At 63.8% G+C, this 14,728-nt stretch carries 13 protein-coding genes and 1 pseudogene; 7 read left to right on the forward strand and 7 right to left on the reverse strand.

The features are described 5' to 3' along the window. On the reverse strand, nucleotides 1–903 hold a 903-nt coding region (locus EN993_RS19520; protein WP_127264571.1), incomplete at its 3' end, for an AsmA family protein. A 131-nt stretch (nucleotides 904–1,034) separates the two neighbouring features. Between EN993_RS19520 and EN993_RS19525 the strand changes: the two genes are divergently transcribed. Then, a complete protein-coding gene (locus tag EN993_RS19525) occupies nucleotides 1,035–2,021 on the forward strand; it encodes a Dyp-type peroxidase (RefSeq protein WP_127264572.1) in 987 nt (328 codons plus the stop codon). Nucleotides 2,022–2,052: 31 nt separating this feature from the next. Here EN993_RS19525 and EN993_RS19530 read toward each other — a convergent pair whose 3' ends face one another. The 3 genes from EN993_RS19530 to EN993_RS19540 form a co-directional block, all read right to left on the reverse strand. Then, entirely contained in the window at nucleotides 2,053–2,574 is a 522-nt protein-coding gene (locus EN993_RS19530) for a hypothetical protein (RefSeq protein ID WP_126069520.1), read from the reverse strand. A gap of 106 nt (nucleotides 2,575–2,680) precedes the next feature. Further along, nucleotides 2,681–3,169, reverse strand: a complete 489-nt coding sequence (locus EN993_RS19535; RefSeq protein ID WP_127264573.1) for a hypothetical protein — start codon at nucleotides 3,167–3,169, stop codon at nucleotides 2,681–2,683. A 68-nt stretch (nucleotides 3,170–3,237) separates the two neighbouring features. Beyond that, nucleotides 3,238–4,656, reverse strand: a complete 1,419-nt coding sequence (locus tag EN993_RS19540) for an FAD-linked oxidase C-terminal domain-containing protein (protein WP_127264574.1) — start codon at nucleotides 4,654–4,656, stop codon at nucleotides 3,238–3,240. 110 nt (nucleotides 4,657–4,766) lie between these two features. Between EN993_RS19540 and EN993_RS19545 the strand changes: the two genes are divergently transcribed. After that, nucleotides 4,767–5,246, forward strand: coding sequence for a thioesterase family protein (locus EN993_RS19545; RefSeq protein WP_127264575.1), 480 nt, complete (start codon nucleotides 4,767–4,769; stop codon nucleotides 5,244–5,246). Between the two features lie 257 nt (nucleotides 5,247–5,503). Next, a complete protein-coding gene (locus EN993_RS19550) occupies nucleotides 5,504–5,701 on the forward strand; it encodes a hypothetical protein (RefSeq protein WP_056582983.1) in 198 nt (65 codons plus the stop codon). Nucleotides 5,702–5,746: 45 nt separating this feature from the next. On the opposite strand, the pseudogene EN993_RS19555 reads toward EN993_RS19550, so the two are convergent. Then, nucleotides 5,747–6,224: pseudogene (locus EN993_RS19555) on the reverse strand (Lrp/AsnC family transcriptional regulator). A 113-nt stretch (nucleotides 6,225–6,337) separates the two neighbouring features. Between EN993_RS19555 and EN993_RS19560 the strand changes: the two are divergent. Beyond that, nucleotides 6,338–7,222, forward strand: coding sequence for a DMT family transporter (locus tag EN993_RS19560; RefSeq protein WP_164757722.1), 885 nt, complete (start codon nucleotides 6,338–6,340; stop codon nucleotides 7,220–7,222). A gap of 8 nt (nucleotides 7,223–7,230) precedes the next feature. Here EN993_RS19560 and EN993_RS19565 read toward each other — a convergent pair whose 3' ends face one another. Then, entirely contained in the window at nucleotides 7,231–8,121 is an 891-nt protein-coding gene (locus tag EN993_RS19565; RefSeq protein WP_127264576.1) for a dienelactone hydrolase family protein, read from the reverse strand. Between the two features lie 445 nt (nucleotides 8,122–8,566). Here EN993_RS19565 and EN993_RS19575 point away from each other — a divergent pair, with 445 nt between their 5' ends. Next, nucleotides 8,567–9,004 (forward strand): hypothetical protein, encoded by a 438-nt coding sequence (locus EN993_RS19575; protein WP_127264578.1) that lies wholly within the window; start codon nucleotides 8,567–8,569, stop codon nucleotides 9,002–9,004. Between the two features lie 21 nt (nucleotides 9,005–9,025). Here the strand turns inward: EN993_RS19575 and EN993_RS19580 are convergent, their stop codons facing one another. Beyond that, entirely contained in the window at nucleotides 9,026–11,341 is a 2,316-nt protein-coding gene (locus EN993_RS19580) for a glucose/quinate/shikimate family membrane-bound PQQ-dependent dehydrogenase (RefSeq protein ID WP_127264579.1), read from the reverse strand. A gap of 197 nt (nucleotides 11,342–11,538) precedes the next feature. On the opposite strand from EN993_RS19580, the gene EN993_RS19585 reads away from it, so the two are divergent. Both EN993_RS19585 and EN993_RS19590 read left to right on the forward strand, forming a co-directional pair. Then, nucleotides 11,539–12,366, forward strand: a complete 828-nt coding sequence (locus EN993_RS19585; RefSeq protein ID WP_127264580.1) for a DUF2059 domain-containing protein — start codon at nucleotides 11,539–11,541, stop codon at nucleotides 12,364–12,366. A gap of 79 nt (nucleotides 12,367–12,445) precedes the next feature. After that, on the forward strand, nucleotides 12,446–14,728 hold a 2,283-nt coding region (locus EN993_RS19590; RefSeq protein ID WP_127264581.1), incomplete at its 3' end, for a UvrD-helicase domain-containing protein.

Consider the following 14,728-nt stretch of genomic DNA (forward strand, 5'->3'; position numbering starts at 1 on the left):
GGTGTAGGGGTTGTCGAGCGGCCCGGTCTCGAAGCGGAATTCGTCGACGCCCAACTTCTGGTGGTCGAGGGAAAACTTGCCGTTCAGCCGAAAGCCCGGATCGGGCTTGCCGGCCGAGACCTTCACCGTCTCGCCATCGGTGCCGCGCAGCTCGGCGCTGTTCTTGTCGGCACCGGAGATCTTGAACTGGCCGGAGTAGACGGCGGCCCCATTGACGATGCCCGCATTGCCGTCGGTCTCGATGACCAGCGGATAGGCGTCCGGATCGGCTTTCAGCCGCAGCCGCATCTGCCCGGTGCCTTCGGCCTTGCCCGTGGACGCCGCGATCGTGGCGCGCAACCCGTCCAGCCGCAGCGTGCCGTCCATGCGCCACGGGCCGGCCAGGGACTTGGCCGAGATGGTCGAATTGATCTCGGAAAACAGGTGGCTGCGGCCGCCGGCGGCATGGCGCAGTTCGATCTGCCCTTCCGTCACCGTCAGCTTCTCGATCGAGATCTGGTTGAGGTCGAAGGGCGAGGACGGCCGCATCGCCCAGTCGACCGTGCCGTCATTGGCAATATCGATGGTCGCTTTCGGCCGCACCAGTCGCATGTCGAAGATCAGCACTTCGCCACGCAGGAAGGGCGCCAGTTCCGCATCCATCGAAAACGTTTCGACGGTCATGGCTGGCTGGCCATTGGGGCCGCCGGCAACGGCAACATTCGAGAAGGTCACCGAGGGGAACGGCAGCAGCCTTGCCGTGGCGTCGCCCTGCACGGTCACCTTGCGGCCGAGAATGGCGCTCGCCTCGCGCTCGAATTCGGCGCGGTAGCCGGTCCAGTCGACAAAATACGGCACCACCAGCGCCGCACACAGCACCAGCACAAAAAGACCACCGAAGATCACGAACAGGCGTGCGAGCATCAGCTCCGAACGGGTTGATTGAAATTCAGCCGCACTCTACCCGCATCCGCGTGTCGATAAAGAGGCAATTCATCCAGTGTTGCGCGATCCCTGATGATCTGAAACAAATCCTCGCAAAGCGGAGAATTCGGATGTCTGGGAAGAACTGGGATCGCGTGCCGATCGATGCGCAAAGTATCGACGCTCCGCTGTCGCTTTCGGCGGTCTTTCTTGTCGTCACCGTCGCCAGCGAGCAGAGTGCGCTCGCAAAGGTCGCGTCGGTGCTCGGCGAACTCGACGACCTGGTCAAAAATGTCGGGTTCCGCGACCTTGGCGGCCGCCTGTCGTGCATCGCCAGCATCGGCCACGATCTCTGGGACCGTCTCAGTCCCGGCCGGCGGCCGCTGGAGCTAAAACCGTTCGCGCCGATCAAAGGCGCGGTCCATTCGGCGCCGTCGACGCCGGGCGACCTTCTCTTCCACATCCGCTCAGAACGCCCCGACATGTGCTTCGAGTTCGAGCGCATCCTGCTCGACAGGCTCGGTTCCGGCGTCACTGTTGTCGACGAAGTGACGGGCTTTCGCTATTTCGATGCCCGTGACCTACTCGGTTTTGTCGACGGCACCGCCAACCCGACCGGCCTCGATTTGCCCGCCTCGGCGCTCATCGGCGATGAAGATGCCGACTTCGCCGGCGGCAGCTATGTCGTCGTCCAGAAATATCTGCACGACATGCAGGCCTGGGCGCGCATTCCGACGCCCGAGCAGGAAGCGATCATCGGCCGCACCAAGATCGACAACATCGAAATCGACGATGACGACGCGCCACGCAAATCGCACAAGTCGCTGGCCACCATCGAGGATGCCGACGGCAACGAGTACGACATATTGCGCGACAACATGCCGTTCGGCAGGCCCGGACAGAACGAGTTCGGCACCTACTTCATCGGCTATTCCAGATATCTTTGGGTCACCGAAAAAATGCTGCAGCGCATGTATATCGGCGACCCGCCGGGCGCCTACGACCGGCTGCTCGATTTCTCGACGCCGAACACCGGCACGACGTTCTTCGCGCCAACCCGCCCCATGCTGCAGGCCCTTGTCGAGGACGCGCAGAAGCAACTTCCCGCCGCGCGGTAAAGCGACGGCTGACGGCCTCTATCCGCGAGGATCAGCGCGCGTCACGCTTTGCTTGCGCCACCTTGCCCGCCTTGCGCTGCCGACCGAGTTCCGCCGGCCGGACCAGCTTCGGCGCTCGCTCGTTGGCCACGGCCCGCATGCCCTTGTGAGCCGTCCGCGAATTGTGCGCGGGACCATCCGCCGGCGCACTTTGCTTCATGGCCAGCGCCTTGCGTGCATTCCCGACCAGCGAAACCCGAGCCGCCAATTGGCGCCGCCGTTCGGCCTCGCCATTCAGCCGCCGCATCGCCATGGCCAATGTCGCGAGCTTGACCTGCGAACCGCCATCGGCCTTTGATGGCGCGGCCCCCTTCGGCGCGCCCTTGCCGCGTATCTCGCGCCGGCGCCGGTGCGCTTCGCTCTGCGCCTTGTCGCGCCGCTCGCGCAGCAGCTTGACCAGACCGGCAAGATCGGCGTCGGAAAGCTCCTGCACCGCGGGATGGTGCGATTTCTCCACCAATTCCGTCTCATCGGCGCTCAGCGCGCGCGCCTCTTCCTTGCGTGAAATGGCCATGACGGTCCTCCTCAGCTGGCGCGCCTGTCGGCTCCAGGCTTGCCGTCTGAGGACCCTCGACCCTAATGGTGGCGCGGTCAAGACAAGCAGGGAATCCCCTGACGGATCAATTGCGTCGCCGAAGCCTGTCGAGAAAGTGGCCCGGTCTGACGTGCTGCGCTGGGCGACTGTGTCCAACAGTTTCCATGAGCACGGTCAAAACCGCTCCGTTGTGAAGGCTGGTCGAGAAACTCTCGGCAATGAACTCCAGCGTTGAATCGTGGAACGCCACTATGAAATGCCGGTAGTCTAAAAACAGTTCAGGCGTATGGGATGAATGAACCCGATTGGCCTTTTCCAGGGAAGCGATCCACGACGAATTGCGGACTTCAAATGCCTCGTAGGCCCGCAAGCCCAACGGATAGAGACGATGGCCGCTGATGGCTTCATCGTTCGGCGGGCCGAACTGAAACGCCAGATAAGGATCTGCGGTCAAGACGGCGACGGATTGGTTGCCTGTTACCGATGAAACCGAGCGCGGATTCGTGCCATCGAAGGACGTATCCGGAGCATTGGCGATGTAGGCAACGACCAGTCTGCCTTCATCCGCAAACACATGAGGTAATGGCGCCCGGCCGACGAGGGCGGCACCTCGATCGGCAGCAGGGTTTCGGCAGCCGACATCTAATGGCCCTCGTCCGGCAAAATCTTGCCCGGGTTCATGATGTTTTGCGGATCCAACGCCTGCTTGATCGTGCGCATGATGTCGACGCCGTGGCCGAGCTCGTGACGCAGGAAGCCGATCTTGCCCTGGCCGATGCCGTGCTCGCCGGTGCAGGTACCGTCCATGGCGATCGCCCGCATGTTGAGCCGCGCGACGAATTTTTCCGACAGCGCGATCTCCTTCGGATCGTTGACGTCCATCAGCACCAGCACGTGAAAATTGCCGTCGCCGGCGTGGCCGACGATCGGCGCGATCAGGCCCATCTCGGCGATGTCGGCTTCGGTTTCCAGGACGCATTCGGCAAAGCGCGAGATCGGCACGCAGACATCGGTCGACAGGCCCTTGGCGCCGGGCCGCAGCGTCAGCGACGACCAGTAGGCGTCGTGCCTGGCCTTCCACAGTTTCGTCCGCTCCTCGGCGACGCTGGTCCACAGGAACGGTCCGCCGCCATTTTCTTCCGCGATCATGCCGAAGGTCTCGGCCTGCTCGGCCACGCCGGCATCGCTGCCGTGAAACTCGACGAACAGGCACGGGCTCTCGGGATAGTCCAGTTTCGAATAATTCTTCATCGCCCGCATCTGCAGCGCGTTGACCAGTTCGATGCGCGCCACCGGAATGCCCATCTGGATCGTCGCGATGACCGCGTTGCAGGCCGCCTCGACGCTCGGAAACGGGCAGACGCCGCCGGAGATCGCTTGCGGTATGCCTTGCAGCTTCAAGGTCAGCGAGGTGATGATGCCGAGCGTGCCTTCCGAGCCGACCAGCAGTCGCGTCAGATCGTAGCCGGCCGAGCTCTTTTTCGCGCGCTTGCCGGTCGTCACCGTCTCGCCGTCGGCCATCACGGCGGTCAGCGACAGCACATTCTCGCGCATCGTGCCGTAGCGCACCGCATTGGTGCCGGACGCCCGCGTCGCCGCCATGCCGCCGAGCGAGGCGTTGGCGCCCGGGTCTATCGGAAAGAACAGGCCTGTATCGCGCAGATGCCGGTTGAGGTCCTCACGGGTCACGCCGGGTTCGACGGTGCAGTCGAGATCCTGCGGATTGACCGCCAGAATGCGATTCATGCGCGAGGTGTCGACCGATATGCCGCCGCCCGGCGCATTGGTGTGGCCTTCCAGCGAGGAGCCAACGCCAAACGCGATCACCGGCACCCGGTGCGCGGCACAGGCACGCACGATCTCCTGCACCTCGGCCGTCGTCTCCGGGAAAGCAACGCCATCCGGCGCCTGCGTTGGAATATAGGTGGTGGTATGCGCATGCTGGGAGCGGATGGCCTGGCCGGTCTGGAAGCGCTCGCCGAGCTGTTGCTTGAGGATGCCGAGCACCGCGGCGATGCCCTCTTCGTTGCGTTCGACCGGGTTGAGGTCGCTCAGAGCCATGAATTCCTCCGCGAATGGACCAGCGCCCACGCTTGTCATGCATCTATGGATGCGTAGTCTCGTAGTCTCACCAGCCACGCTCTGTCCAGCGCCAGAACAAGGAAGTTTCGATGCCCATCCCCGCCCCCTTCGTCTCCAAACCCATGGACATCGAGAAGGACTGGATCGACTACAACGGCCATCTCAACATGGCCTACTACAACGTGCTGTTCGACCGCTGCTCGGACGAAGCCTTCGAGGCGATGGGCATGGGGCTGGATTACGTGAAGGAGCGGCGGCTCACCGTTTACACCGCCGAAGTCCATGTCTGCTACGTCCAGGAACTGCATCTGGATCACAAGGTCCGCATCTCTCTCCAGCTCATTGACCATGATGACAAGCGGCTGCGGACCTACCAGGAAATCCGCCATGTCGACGGCTGGCTCGCCGCCACCTCCGAGATCCTGTCCCTGCATGTCGATATGTCCGGACCGAAGGTCGCCCCCTTCCCCGCCGATGTGCTTGCCAAGGTCGAAGCCATGCGCGCCGCCCATTCCGCACTGCCGATGCCGGAGCGCGCCGGCCGCTCGATCGGCATCAAACGCAAATAGGGCAAAGCCGACACCTCTCGTTCCCGGACAGAGCGATGGGCTTGGGCTTCAAAGCCACACCGGCAATCTAAAATCGCAAAACCCTGGAATCGGCTGGCGGCAGTGCTTGAAGCGACTCGGCGCCCGCGTTAACCTTACCGAGGTTTTAACGGGAACAAGCCGATTGAGCCGTTGCGCGACTCAGCGGGTCGGTCGAAAACGATCCGCATCGAGGTAGCGACACGGGCGGCGGGGCGAAGCCGGTTCGAGGAACGTGCATGAAAACCGACATCAAGGTCGAGGTGGACAGGCTGGCTGCCGATCCGCGCATAACCGACTATGATTTCTGGCGTTCCCTCAAGAACGTCAACAACGAGATCTTCCACATCGCCAACAGCAACGAGCCGATCCCGTTCGACATGATCCGCTGGCGCGCCATCCTGAAGCAGGCGCGCATGAAGCGCGGCCACGCTTAAAACCCTCGAACCGACAATCTCCTACACCAAGCCTGGCCCCTTACATCAAGCTTGGCGCTTGATGGCTCCCAGGGCCGAGCGCGCCACCACCGGCGACGACTGGATGATGGCCGTGTTGGTCATCGCATAGGGAATGATCCGGTCGATCACCCGCTCGAGTTCAGCCACCGAGCCGACATGCGCCAGAGCAATGAAACAGTCCTCGCCGGTCACCCGGTCGCATTGCGCGATCTCCGGCAGCTCGCGGATGATTTCGGCCACGACCGCCAATTGCCCCGGTACCGGACGGATGCGCAGCCATGCCGATAGCGGCAGACCAAGTGCCGGGGTTGATCCTGACCGAATAGGCCTCGATGACGCCGCTTTCCTGCAGCCGCTTGATGCGTTCGGCCACGCTCGGCGCCGACAGGCCGACCGAGCGCGCAAGCTCCGCCGTGCTGATGCGCGCGTCCTTTTCCAGCAGGCGCAGGATCTTCATGTCCGCGGCATCGAGGTCGGCACTTTCAGTTCGAAGGCGTTTCATGGAAAATTCCTCGCTTCCGGGAGAAAGTCAGCCGAAAGAGCCAATCATCACCCATATAAACAGGCAGATCTGCCTGCGATACTGATCCGGTGGATGATCAAACGCAAGCTCTCGTGGCGACCCCTGCCCTCGGCAACTCCACCCTCGGCAGGCTGACGGAAAAACTGCCGCCACATGTCTGGTTCGGCGTCAGCGCCGTCTTCCACTATCTCGGGCCGGCCTTCGCCGTGCTGCTTTTCCCGCATGTCGGCGTGCTCGGCATGGCATGGCTGCGCATCGCCACCGCCGCGCTGATCTTCGCACCGCTGACCCGTCCATGGCGAACCTTCGCCCGCGCCGATCGCTCGACGCGGCTGCTGTTGCTGGCCTTCGGTGCCTGCCTGGCGGTGATGAACTGTTCGTTCTACCTGGCGCTCGACCGGCTGCCGATCTCGCTGGTGGCGGCGATCGAATTCGTCGGCACCATCGGCGTCGCGGTGATCGGCCTCAGGAGCCCGCGCAATCTCGCCGCCCTTGCCGTTGCCGTCACCGGCACCTTGCTGCTCATCGACGTCAAATGGTCTGATGATCCCATCGGGCTGTTCTGGGCCTTCCTCAACGGTGCGCTGTTCGTCGGTTACATCGTGCTCGGCCACCGCATCGCCGCTTCAGGTGCCGGCGGCGGCATCGCAAGCCTTGGTGCCGCCATGGCCATCGCATTCATCGTCGTGCTGCCGATCGGCCTCACCGACGCACTGCCCGCCTTTTTCTCGCCGCCGCTGCTGCTCGCCGCCATCGGCGTCGGCATCTGTTCGTCGGTCATTCCCTACATCTGCGACCAGCTCGCAATGTCGCGGCTGCCGCGCGCGAGCTTCGCGCTGATGCTGTCGCTGCTGCCGGTCACCGCGACGCTGATCGGCGTCGTCGTGCTGCACCAGATTCCAAGTCTTACCGATTGCCTCGGCATTGCGCTGGTGGTCGCCGGCGTCGCCTTCCACAAGCCGGCGAACACGGACTAAACGAACGCCTATGCCAATTTCTGCTTGAGGAAGGCGATCGTGCGTCCCCAGGCGAGATCCGCCGCCTTCTTGTCGTAGCGCGCTGCCGAGGTATCGTTGTTGAAGGCGTGGTTGGCGCCTTCATAGACATAAACCGTGTATTCGACATGCGCCGCGTCGAGCTCCTTCTTGAAGGCGTCGATGCCGGCATTGGTGCGCTCATCCAGCCCGGCATAGTGCAGCAGCAATGCGGCCTTGATCTTCGACACATCGGCGGCCTTCGGCTGCATGCCGTAGTAGGCGACGGAGGCGCTGAGATCGGGCGCGTTGACGGCCAACATGTTTGCCGTACCACCGCCCCAGCAGAAGCCGATGGCTCCGACCTTGCCGTTGCCGTCCTTGTCGGCCTTGAGGTACGCGACGGTCGCTATACCGTCGGCGATGGTCTGCGCCGGATCGAGCTTGGCGAACATATCGCGCGCCTTGTCTTCATCGGCTGGCGTGCCGCCGAGCGGCGACAGAAAATCCGGCGCCAGTGTCACGAACCCTTCCAGCGCCACGCGTCGCGCCACATCGCGGATATGCGGGTTGAGGCCCCTGTTCTCATGCACGACGATGACCGTGCCGAGCTTGCCCCCCTGGTCCGCCGGCTTGACCAGATAGCCCTTCATCTCGCCGCCGCTGCCGGGATAGCTGATATCCTCGCCCTTCACCCGCGGATCGTTGTCGGCGACAACAGCCGCTTGCGCGGAATTCGCCGCCAGCAGCGGCGCGATCCCGGCTGCCGCCGCACCCGACCCGGCAAGCCGGGTCAGTTGCTCCATGAAGCGGCGGCGATCGAGCGTCAGATGCGTATATTCGTCATAGGCATCGATCATCGCCTGGGTAATGGCAGGCGTCTGGCCAGCTGATTTCGTCATTGCGCACTCCTCGGCTTCGAGCTTCGATACCTGAGCTACATAGAGACCCAGCCGCCATGATCCAGTCGAGCATTGTCACGGCCGTGGATCGCCTCGTGGCGTTTCCACAGGCGGCCACGCCGGCCCGGCAAAGCCGGCGCCACAGGCGCCCGTGTCATCACTTTTTAGTCATCCGCGACAAATCCTGCTGGCGCTGCCACAATAGTGAGGGAAGCTGCCGGCTATCGATGGCGCCTTGGACCAGGTGCCTTCACGTCTCGACCCAGAAGGAGCGATGCCGATGACCATGCCTTCCCCGATCCTCACCAGCGCGGTCGTCCTTGCCGTGGGCGCCGCTTTGGCCCTACGCTCGATGGTCGTGAATGCAGGCAGACGATCGTTGATCAGGGTCCGCAGTGAGCAGAACCGCCGTGCAAACACGAAGACCCAGGGTTGAGGTGAGACCATGAACGTCCAGGACATCGTCAACACCGTCTCGCAGAAAGCGGGCCTCGACCAGGCGACGACGGAGAAAGTCGTCGGCACCATTTTCTCGGTGCTTGAGCATGAAGCTGAAGGCACCAGCGCCTCGGCTTTCTTCGCCAAGATCCCCGGCGCCGATGATCTCGCCCACCAATATGACGTCATGGCCACCGCTCCGGCCGGCGGCGGTGGCGGCTTCCTGTCATCGCTGCAGGGCGCGCTTGGCGGCGTTCTCGGCGAGAAGGCCGGCGCACTGATCAACGGCCTCGCCGCGCTCAAGGCATCCGGCCTCGACATGGCTCAGATCCAGAAGGCCGGCGAAACGCTGGTCCAGCAGGCCGAAGCCGCCGCCGGCCCCGACCTGACCAACGAAGTGCTCGGCTCGGTGCCCAGCCTGAAGAGCCATCTGGGGCTTGGCTAGGACGGCACGGCCAGTCCGCCCCTACTTCGGCAGCGCGTAGGCCATCACATAATCCCCCGGCTTGGTGCCGACCGAACCGTGGCCACCGGCGACGATGACCACGAACTGGCGTCCGTCGGCGACCGTATAGGTCATCGGCGTCGATTGCCCGCCGGCCGGCAGCCGCGCCTGCCACAGCTGCTTGCCTGATGTCAGCTCATAGGCGCGCAGATAATCGTCGACCGCCGCACCCAGGAAGGCGACACCGCCGGCGGTGATCATCGGCCCACCGATGCCCGGCACTCCGACCTTCAGCGGCAGCGGCAATGGCGTCATGTCGTAGACGGTGCCGTTGCGGTGCTTGTAGGCGATCTTGCCGGTCCTCAGATCGACGCCGGCGACATAGCCCCAGGGCGGTGCCTGGCAAGGCACACCGAGCGGCGACAGGAACGGCCCCATCACCACGGCATAGGGCGCGCCTTCGTTGCGGTTGAGCCCCTGCTCGCTGCCCTTGGTGTCGCCGGGCGGCGGCACGTCCGCGCGCGGCACAAGTCTCGACGTGAAGGCCAGATAGGTCGGCATGCCGAACAGCGCCTGCCGCACCGGATCGACCGCCACGCCACCCCAGTTGAAGACGCCGAAATTGCCGGGATAGATCAGCGACCCCTGCACCGAGGGCGGCGTGTAGCGGCCTTCATAGCGCAGCTTGTGGAAAGCGATCCGGCACGCCAGCTGATCGAACATGGTGATGCCCCACATGTCGGCATCGGTCAGCGGCTTCGGATTGAAGGAGAGGTCGGACGAAGGCTGCGTCGGCGATGTATGGTCGCCCTCGATGGCGCCACCAGGCGCCGGCACTTCGTTGACCGCAATGACCGGCTCGCCGGTGCGCCGGTCGAGCACATAGAGGTCGCCCTGCTTGGTCGGCCCGACCAGCGCCGGCACCACGGTGCCGTCGGGTTTGGTGATGTCGATCAGGCTCGGCTGCGCCGGCACGTCCATGTCCCAGAGGTCATGGTGCACGGTCTGCCGCACCCAGCGCAATTGCCCGGTGTTGAGGTCGAGCGCGGTGATCGACGACGAGAACTTCTCGACATTGGCGCTGCGCCCCGCGCCGAGCTGATCCGGCGTCTGGTTGCCGAGCGGCACATAGAGCAGGCCGAGCTTCTCGTCGGCGCTCGGCGTCGACCACATGTTGGGTGAGTTGGCGGTATAGGTCTGGCCGGCCGCCAACGGCGTCGTCTGGTCCGGATTGCCGGAATCCCAGTTCCATAGCAGCTTGCCGGTGCCGACATCGTAGGCGCGGATGACGCCCGACGGCTCCTGCGTCGAATAATTGTCGTTGACCGCGCCGCCGACGATGATCTTGCCGCCTGATATCAGCGGCGCAGAAGTCGAGTAATAATAGCCAGACTTCGGATAGGGCATGTTGGTCAGAAGGTTCAGCGTGCCGCCTTCTGCGAAAGCCGGACAGACCTGCCCGTTGGCGGCGTCGAGCGCGATCAGCCGCGCATCCGAGGTCGGCAGGTAGACGCGGGCAGCACAGGGCTGGCCGGCGGCGATGGCCGCATCGGCATAATAGGACACGCCGCGACAGGTCTGGTGCTGGCGGTCCTTGTCGAGCTTGATCTTGGGATCGTAGCGCCATTTCTCCTTGCCGCTAGCCGCGTCGATAGCGATGGCGAAATTGTGCGGCGTGCAGATGTAAAGCGTGTCGCCGATCTTCAGCGGCGTCACCTGATAGGTGGTCTCGCCGATATCGTCAGGCCCCTTCACGTCGCCGGTGCGGTAGGTCCACGCCGGCTGCAGCTTGGCGACATTGTCCGGCGTGATCTGGTCGAGCGGCGAATAGCGCTGGCCGAACTGCGTGCGGCCGTAATAGTGCCACTCGCCGGCCGGCACGTCGTTACCGAGGTTGGCGTTGGGGATCACCTTGTCGGTGTCGAGTTCTCCAGCGATGTCCTTCGGATCTGCTGTCATCGAATAACCGGCAACGGCAAGCGATGCCAGCACGGCAAGGATGAGCGGCGCGCGCGCATCAGGGCCGGCAAGGCCCCGCCTCGCCCACGGCGTCAGCAGCCACAGCGCCACCAGCACGATGATGCCGCCGCGCGGCCCGAGTTCCCACCAGTCGAAGCCGGTTTCCCAGACCGCCCAGGCCAGCGTGCCAAGCACGATCGCCGCGTAGAGCCACAGGGCGGTCGATCTGCGCCGGTAGAGCAGCCAGGCGGCAATCAGGAAGGCGAAACCGACGATGATGTAATACCAGCTGCCGCCCAGCATCGCGAGACGGATACCACCGCCGCCGAGCGCCAGACCGATGAGCAAGAGAATGAGGGAGGTGATGGTGACAGCCAAGATGATACTCCTTCGACTGTTGCGCGCTCGCACGCGCGGCCATGGGCAACCGGCGTTACCTTCCTGCCCTGGACACAACTTTCTCCTGCCCGCCGCGCCTGTCAAGTTGGCCGCACGCCAAGGTGGCAATCGATCTTGCCTGCATCAGGGTTTTCCAGCAGTCTGCGTCGGATCATCTCGCCTCTGGAGCAAGCAAAATGACGTCATTCGTTCCGCCGCTGACGCGATTGGTGCTTGCCCTCTGCTGCCTTGTCTCTCTCTCCGTGGCCGCGCCGGCACAGACGCTTCATGAGATCAACAAGGCGAACGGCTTTCACCAGATGCTGACGGGTATCGGTCCGGGTTTTAGCGCAGCCGTGAAATCGGCGCCGGAAACGCCGCCGCAAAAAGTCCAGGACGCGCTGGCAGTGGCCATGGAAGGTGCGTTTGACGCAAACAAGATGGAGGCAGCCATCGAATCGCGAATGGCCGACAAGCTGACCGCCAGGGATCTGGCCGACCTGGGCTCTTTCTATACTTCGCCATTGGGCAAACAGGTCACGACGCTGGAAATCCAGGCCTCCACCCAGGAAGAGAGGGAACGCAAGAAGATCGAAGGCCCAAAAATCCTCGGCGAGCTTCCGTCCAGGGATCCGGCTCGGCTCGAGCTGTACAAGAAGATCGCGGATGATCTCAGCGCTGTCGACACCGGAGAAGCCGTCGCCTTGAACATGGGCTATGCGATGCTTTCCGAAATGCTGGGAGCGGCCGGAAAAGCCCTGCCCGACGACCAGATCATGGCCTTGCTGCGTCAGCGGTCCGAAGGGCTTCGCCGAGACATCGAAAAGGATGTCATGGACTCCGTAGCCTACATTTACCGGGATCTGCCGCTTGACGATCTCAGACGTTACGAGGCTTTCCTGGCGTCACCCGCCGGCAGCCACTATTACGACCAGATGCAGGTCGCCCTCGGCGCGGTGATGACCGACGAGGCGCGCTCGTTTGGACATCGGTTTTTCGTCGCCCTCGGCTACCGCAAGGCCTGAACGGCGATATCAGGCACTTTACCGGAACAAAACGTAGACACTTCTGGTCTTTCGCTCCCGAATCACTACATTCGGGGCAATGTCCGGCTTTTCCGAAGACATGCCCTTTTTCGACGAACCCAATGCGCGGCCCACGGCCCCGTCGGGCATTGCCGCGCGCGCCATGGCTGCCCGCAGCGGCCACAACAGCGCGCCCGACTATCTCAAGGGGCTGAACCCGGAGCAGCGGCTAGCTGTTGAAACAACGGAAGGTCCGGTCCTGGTGCTGGCCGGCGCCGGCACCGGCAAGACCCGCGTCTTGACCACCCGCATCGCCCACATCCTCGCCACCGGCAAGGCGTTCCCGTCGCAGATCCTTGCGGTGACCTTCACCAACAAGGCCGCGCGCGAGATGAAGATCCGCATCGGCGTCCTGATCGGCGAAGGCAATGTCGAGGGCATGCCCTGGCTCGGCACCTTCCACTCGATTGGAGTGAAGCTGCTTCGCAGACATGCCGAACTCGCCGGCTTGAGATCCGACTTCACCATCCTCGACACCGACGACGTCGTGCGGCTGATCAAGCAATTGATCCAGGCCGAAGGTCTCGACGACAAGCGCTGGCCGGCCAAGCAGTTCGCCCAGATGATCGACGGCTGGAAGAACAAGGGGCAAGGTCCCACCGACATCGCCGAGGGCGACGCGCGCGCCTTCGCCAACGGCAAGGGCCGCGAACTCTACAAGGCCTATCAGGAGCGGCTGAAGACGCTGAACGCCTGCGACTTCGGCGACCTTCTGTGCCACCCGATCCGCATCTTCCGCGCCAATCCGGACGTGCTGAAGGAATACCACAAGCGCTTCAAATACATCCTCGTCGACGAGTACCAGGACACCAACACCGCCCAGTACATGTGGCTGCGGTTGCTGGCGCAGCGGCCGGATGCAGGGCGCGCGTCAACGTCGACGGATCTGCGATCGGCCGAAGGCCGCAAGCCCGACCGGGCGTCGGCCGGCCAGGCCGCCCCCGCGGAGGCCAGCGAGCGAAGCGAGCGCGCGGCCGTGAGCGACAACAAAGTAAACATATGCTGCGTCGGCGACGACGATCAGTCCATCTATGGCTGGCGTGGCGCCGAGATCGACAACATCCTGCGCTTCGACAAGGATTTTCCGGGCGCCACCATCATCCGGCTGGAGCGCAACTACCGTTCGACCGCGCACATTCTTGGCGCCGCCTCGCACCTCATCGCCCACAATGAGGGCCGTTTCGGCAAGACGCTGTTTACCGACCGCAACGAGCCGGAGGACGGCAAGGTGCATGTCCACGCCGCCTGGGATTCCGAGGAAGAAGCCCGCGCCGTCGGCGAGACCATCGAGACCTACCAGCGGCAAAAGCACAACCTCAACGACATGGCGATCCTGGTCCGCGCCTCCTTCCAGATGCGCGAGTTCGAGGACCGCTTCGTCACGCTCGGCCTCAATTACCGCGTCATCGGCGGCCCGCGCTTCTACGAGCGCATGGAAATCCGCGATGCGCTCGCCTTCTTCCGCGTCGTCGCGCAAGGCGCCGACGACCTCGCTTTCGAGCGCATCGTCAATGTGCCGAAGCGCGGCCTGGGTGAAGCCACCATCCGCCAGATCCACGACACGGCCCGTGCGCTCCGCATCCCGATGCTGGAAGCCGCCGCCAAACTCGCCGAAAGCGACGAACTGAAGCCGAAGCCGCGCGCGGCATTGCGCGAAGTGTCGGCCAATTTCGAGCGTTGGCAAAAGGCCCTGGAAACCACCCCGCACACCGAACTCGCCGAGACCATTCTCGAGGAGAGCGGCTACACCGACATGTGGAAGAACGACCGCTCGGTCGAAGCCCCAGGCCGGCTGGAGAACCTGAAAGAACTGATCCGCTCGATGGAGGAGTACGAATCACTGCGCTCCTTCCTCGAGCATGTAGCACTCGTCATGGATGCCGAGCAGAACGCCGGTCTCGACGCCGTCAGCATCATGACGCTGCATTCGGCCAAGGGCCTCGAATTCGAGACGGTCTTCCTGCCCGGCTGGGAGGAAGGTCTGTTCCCGCATCAGCGCGCGCTCGATGAAGGCGGCCGCTCGGGGCTGGAGGAAGAGCGGCGGCTCGCCTATGTCGGCCTGACCCGCGCCAAGAAGAACCTGCATCTGTGGTTCGTCTCCAACCGCCGCATCCATGGCCTGTGGCAGTCGACCATCCCGTCGCGCTTTCTCGACGAACTGCCGGAAGCCCATGTCGAGGTCGCTGAAAGCGGCAACTCCTATGGCGGCTACGGCAATTCCTATGGCGGCGGTTCCTTTGCCTCCGGCCGCGGCGGCCAGGGCGCAGGACGGCAGAATCCCTACGGCGCCTCGCGCTTCGAC

The organism is Mesorhizobium sp. M7D.F.Ca.US.004.01.2.1 (genome assembly GCF_003997785.1).
In the GTDB taxonomy this organism is placed as follows: domain Bacteria; phylum Pseudomonadota; class Alphaproteobacteria; order Rhizobiales; family Rhizobiaceae; genus Mesorhizobium; species Mesorhizobium loti.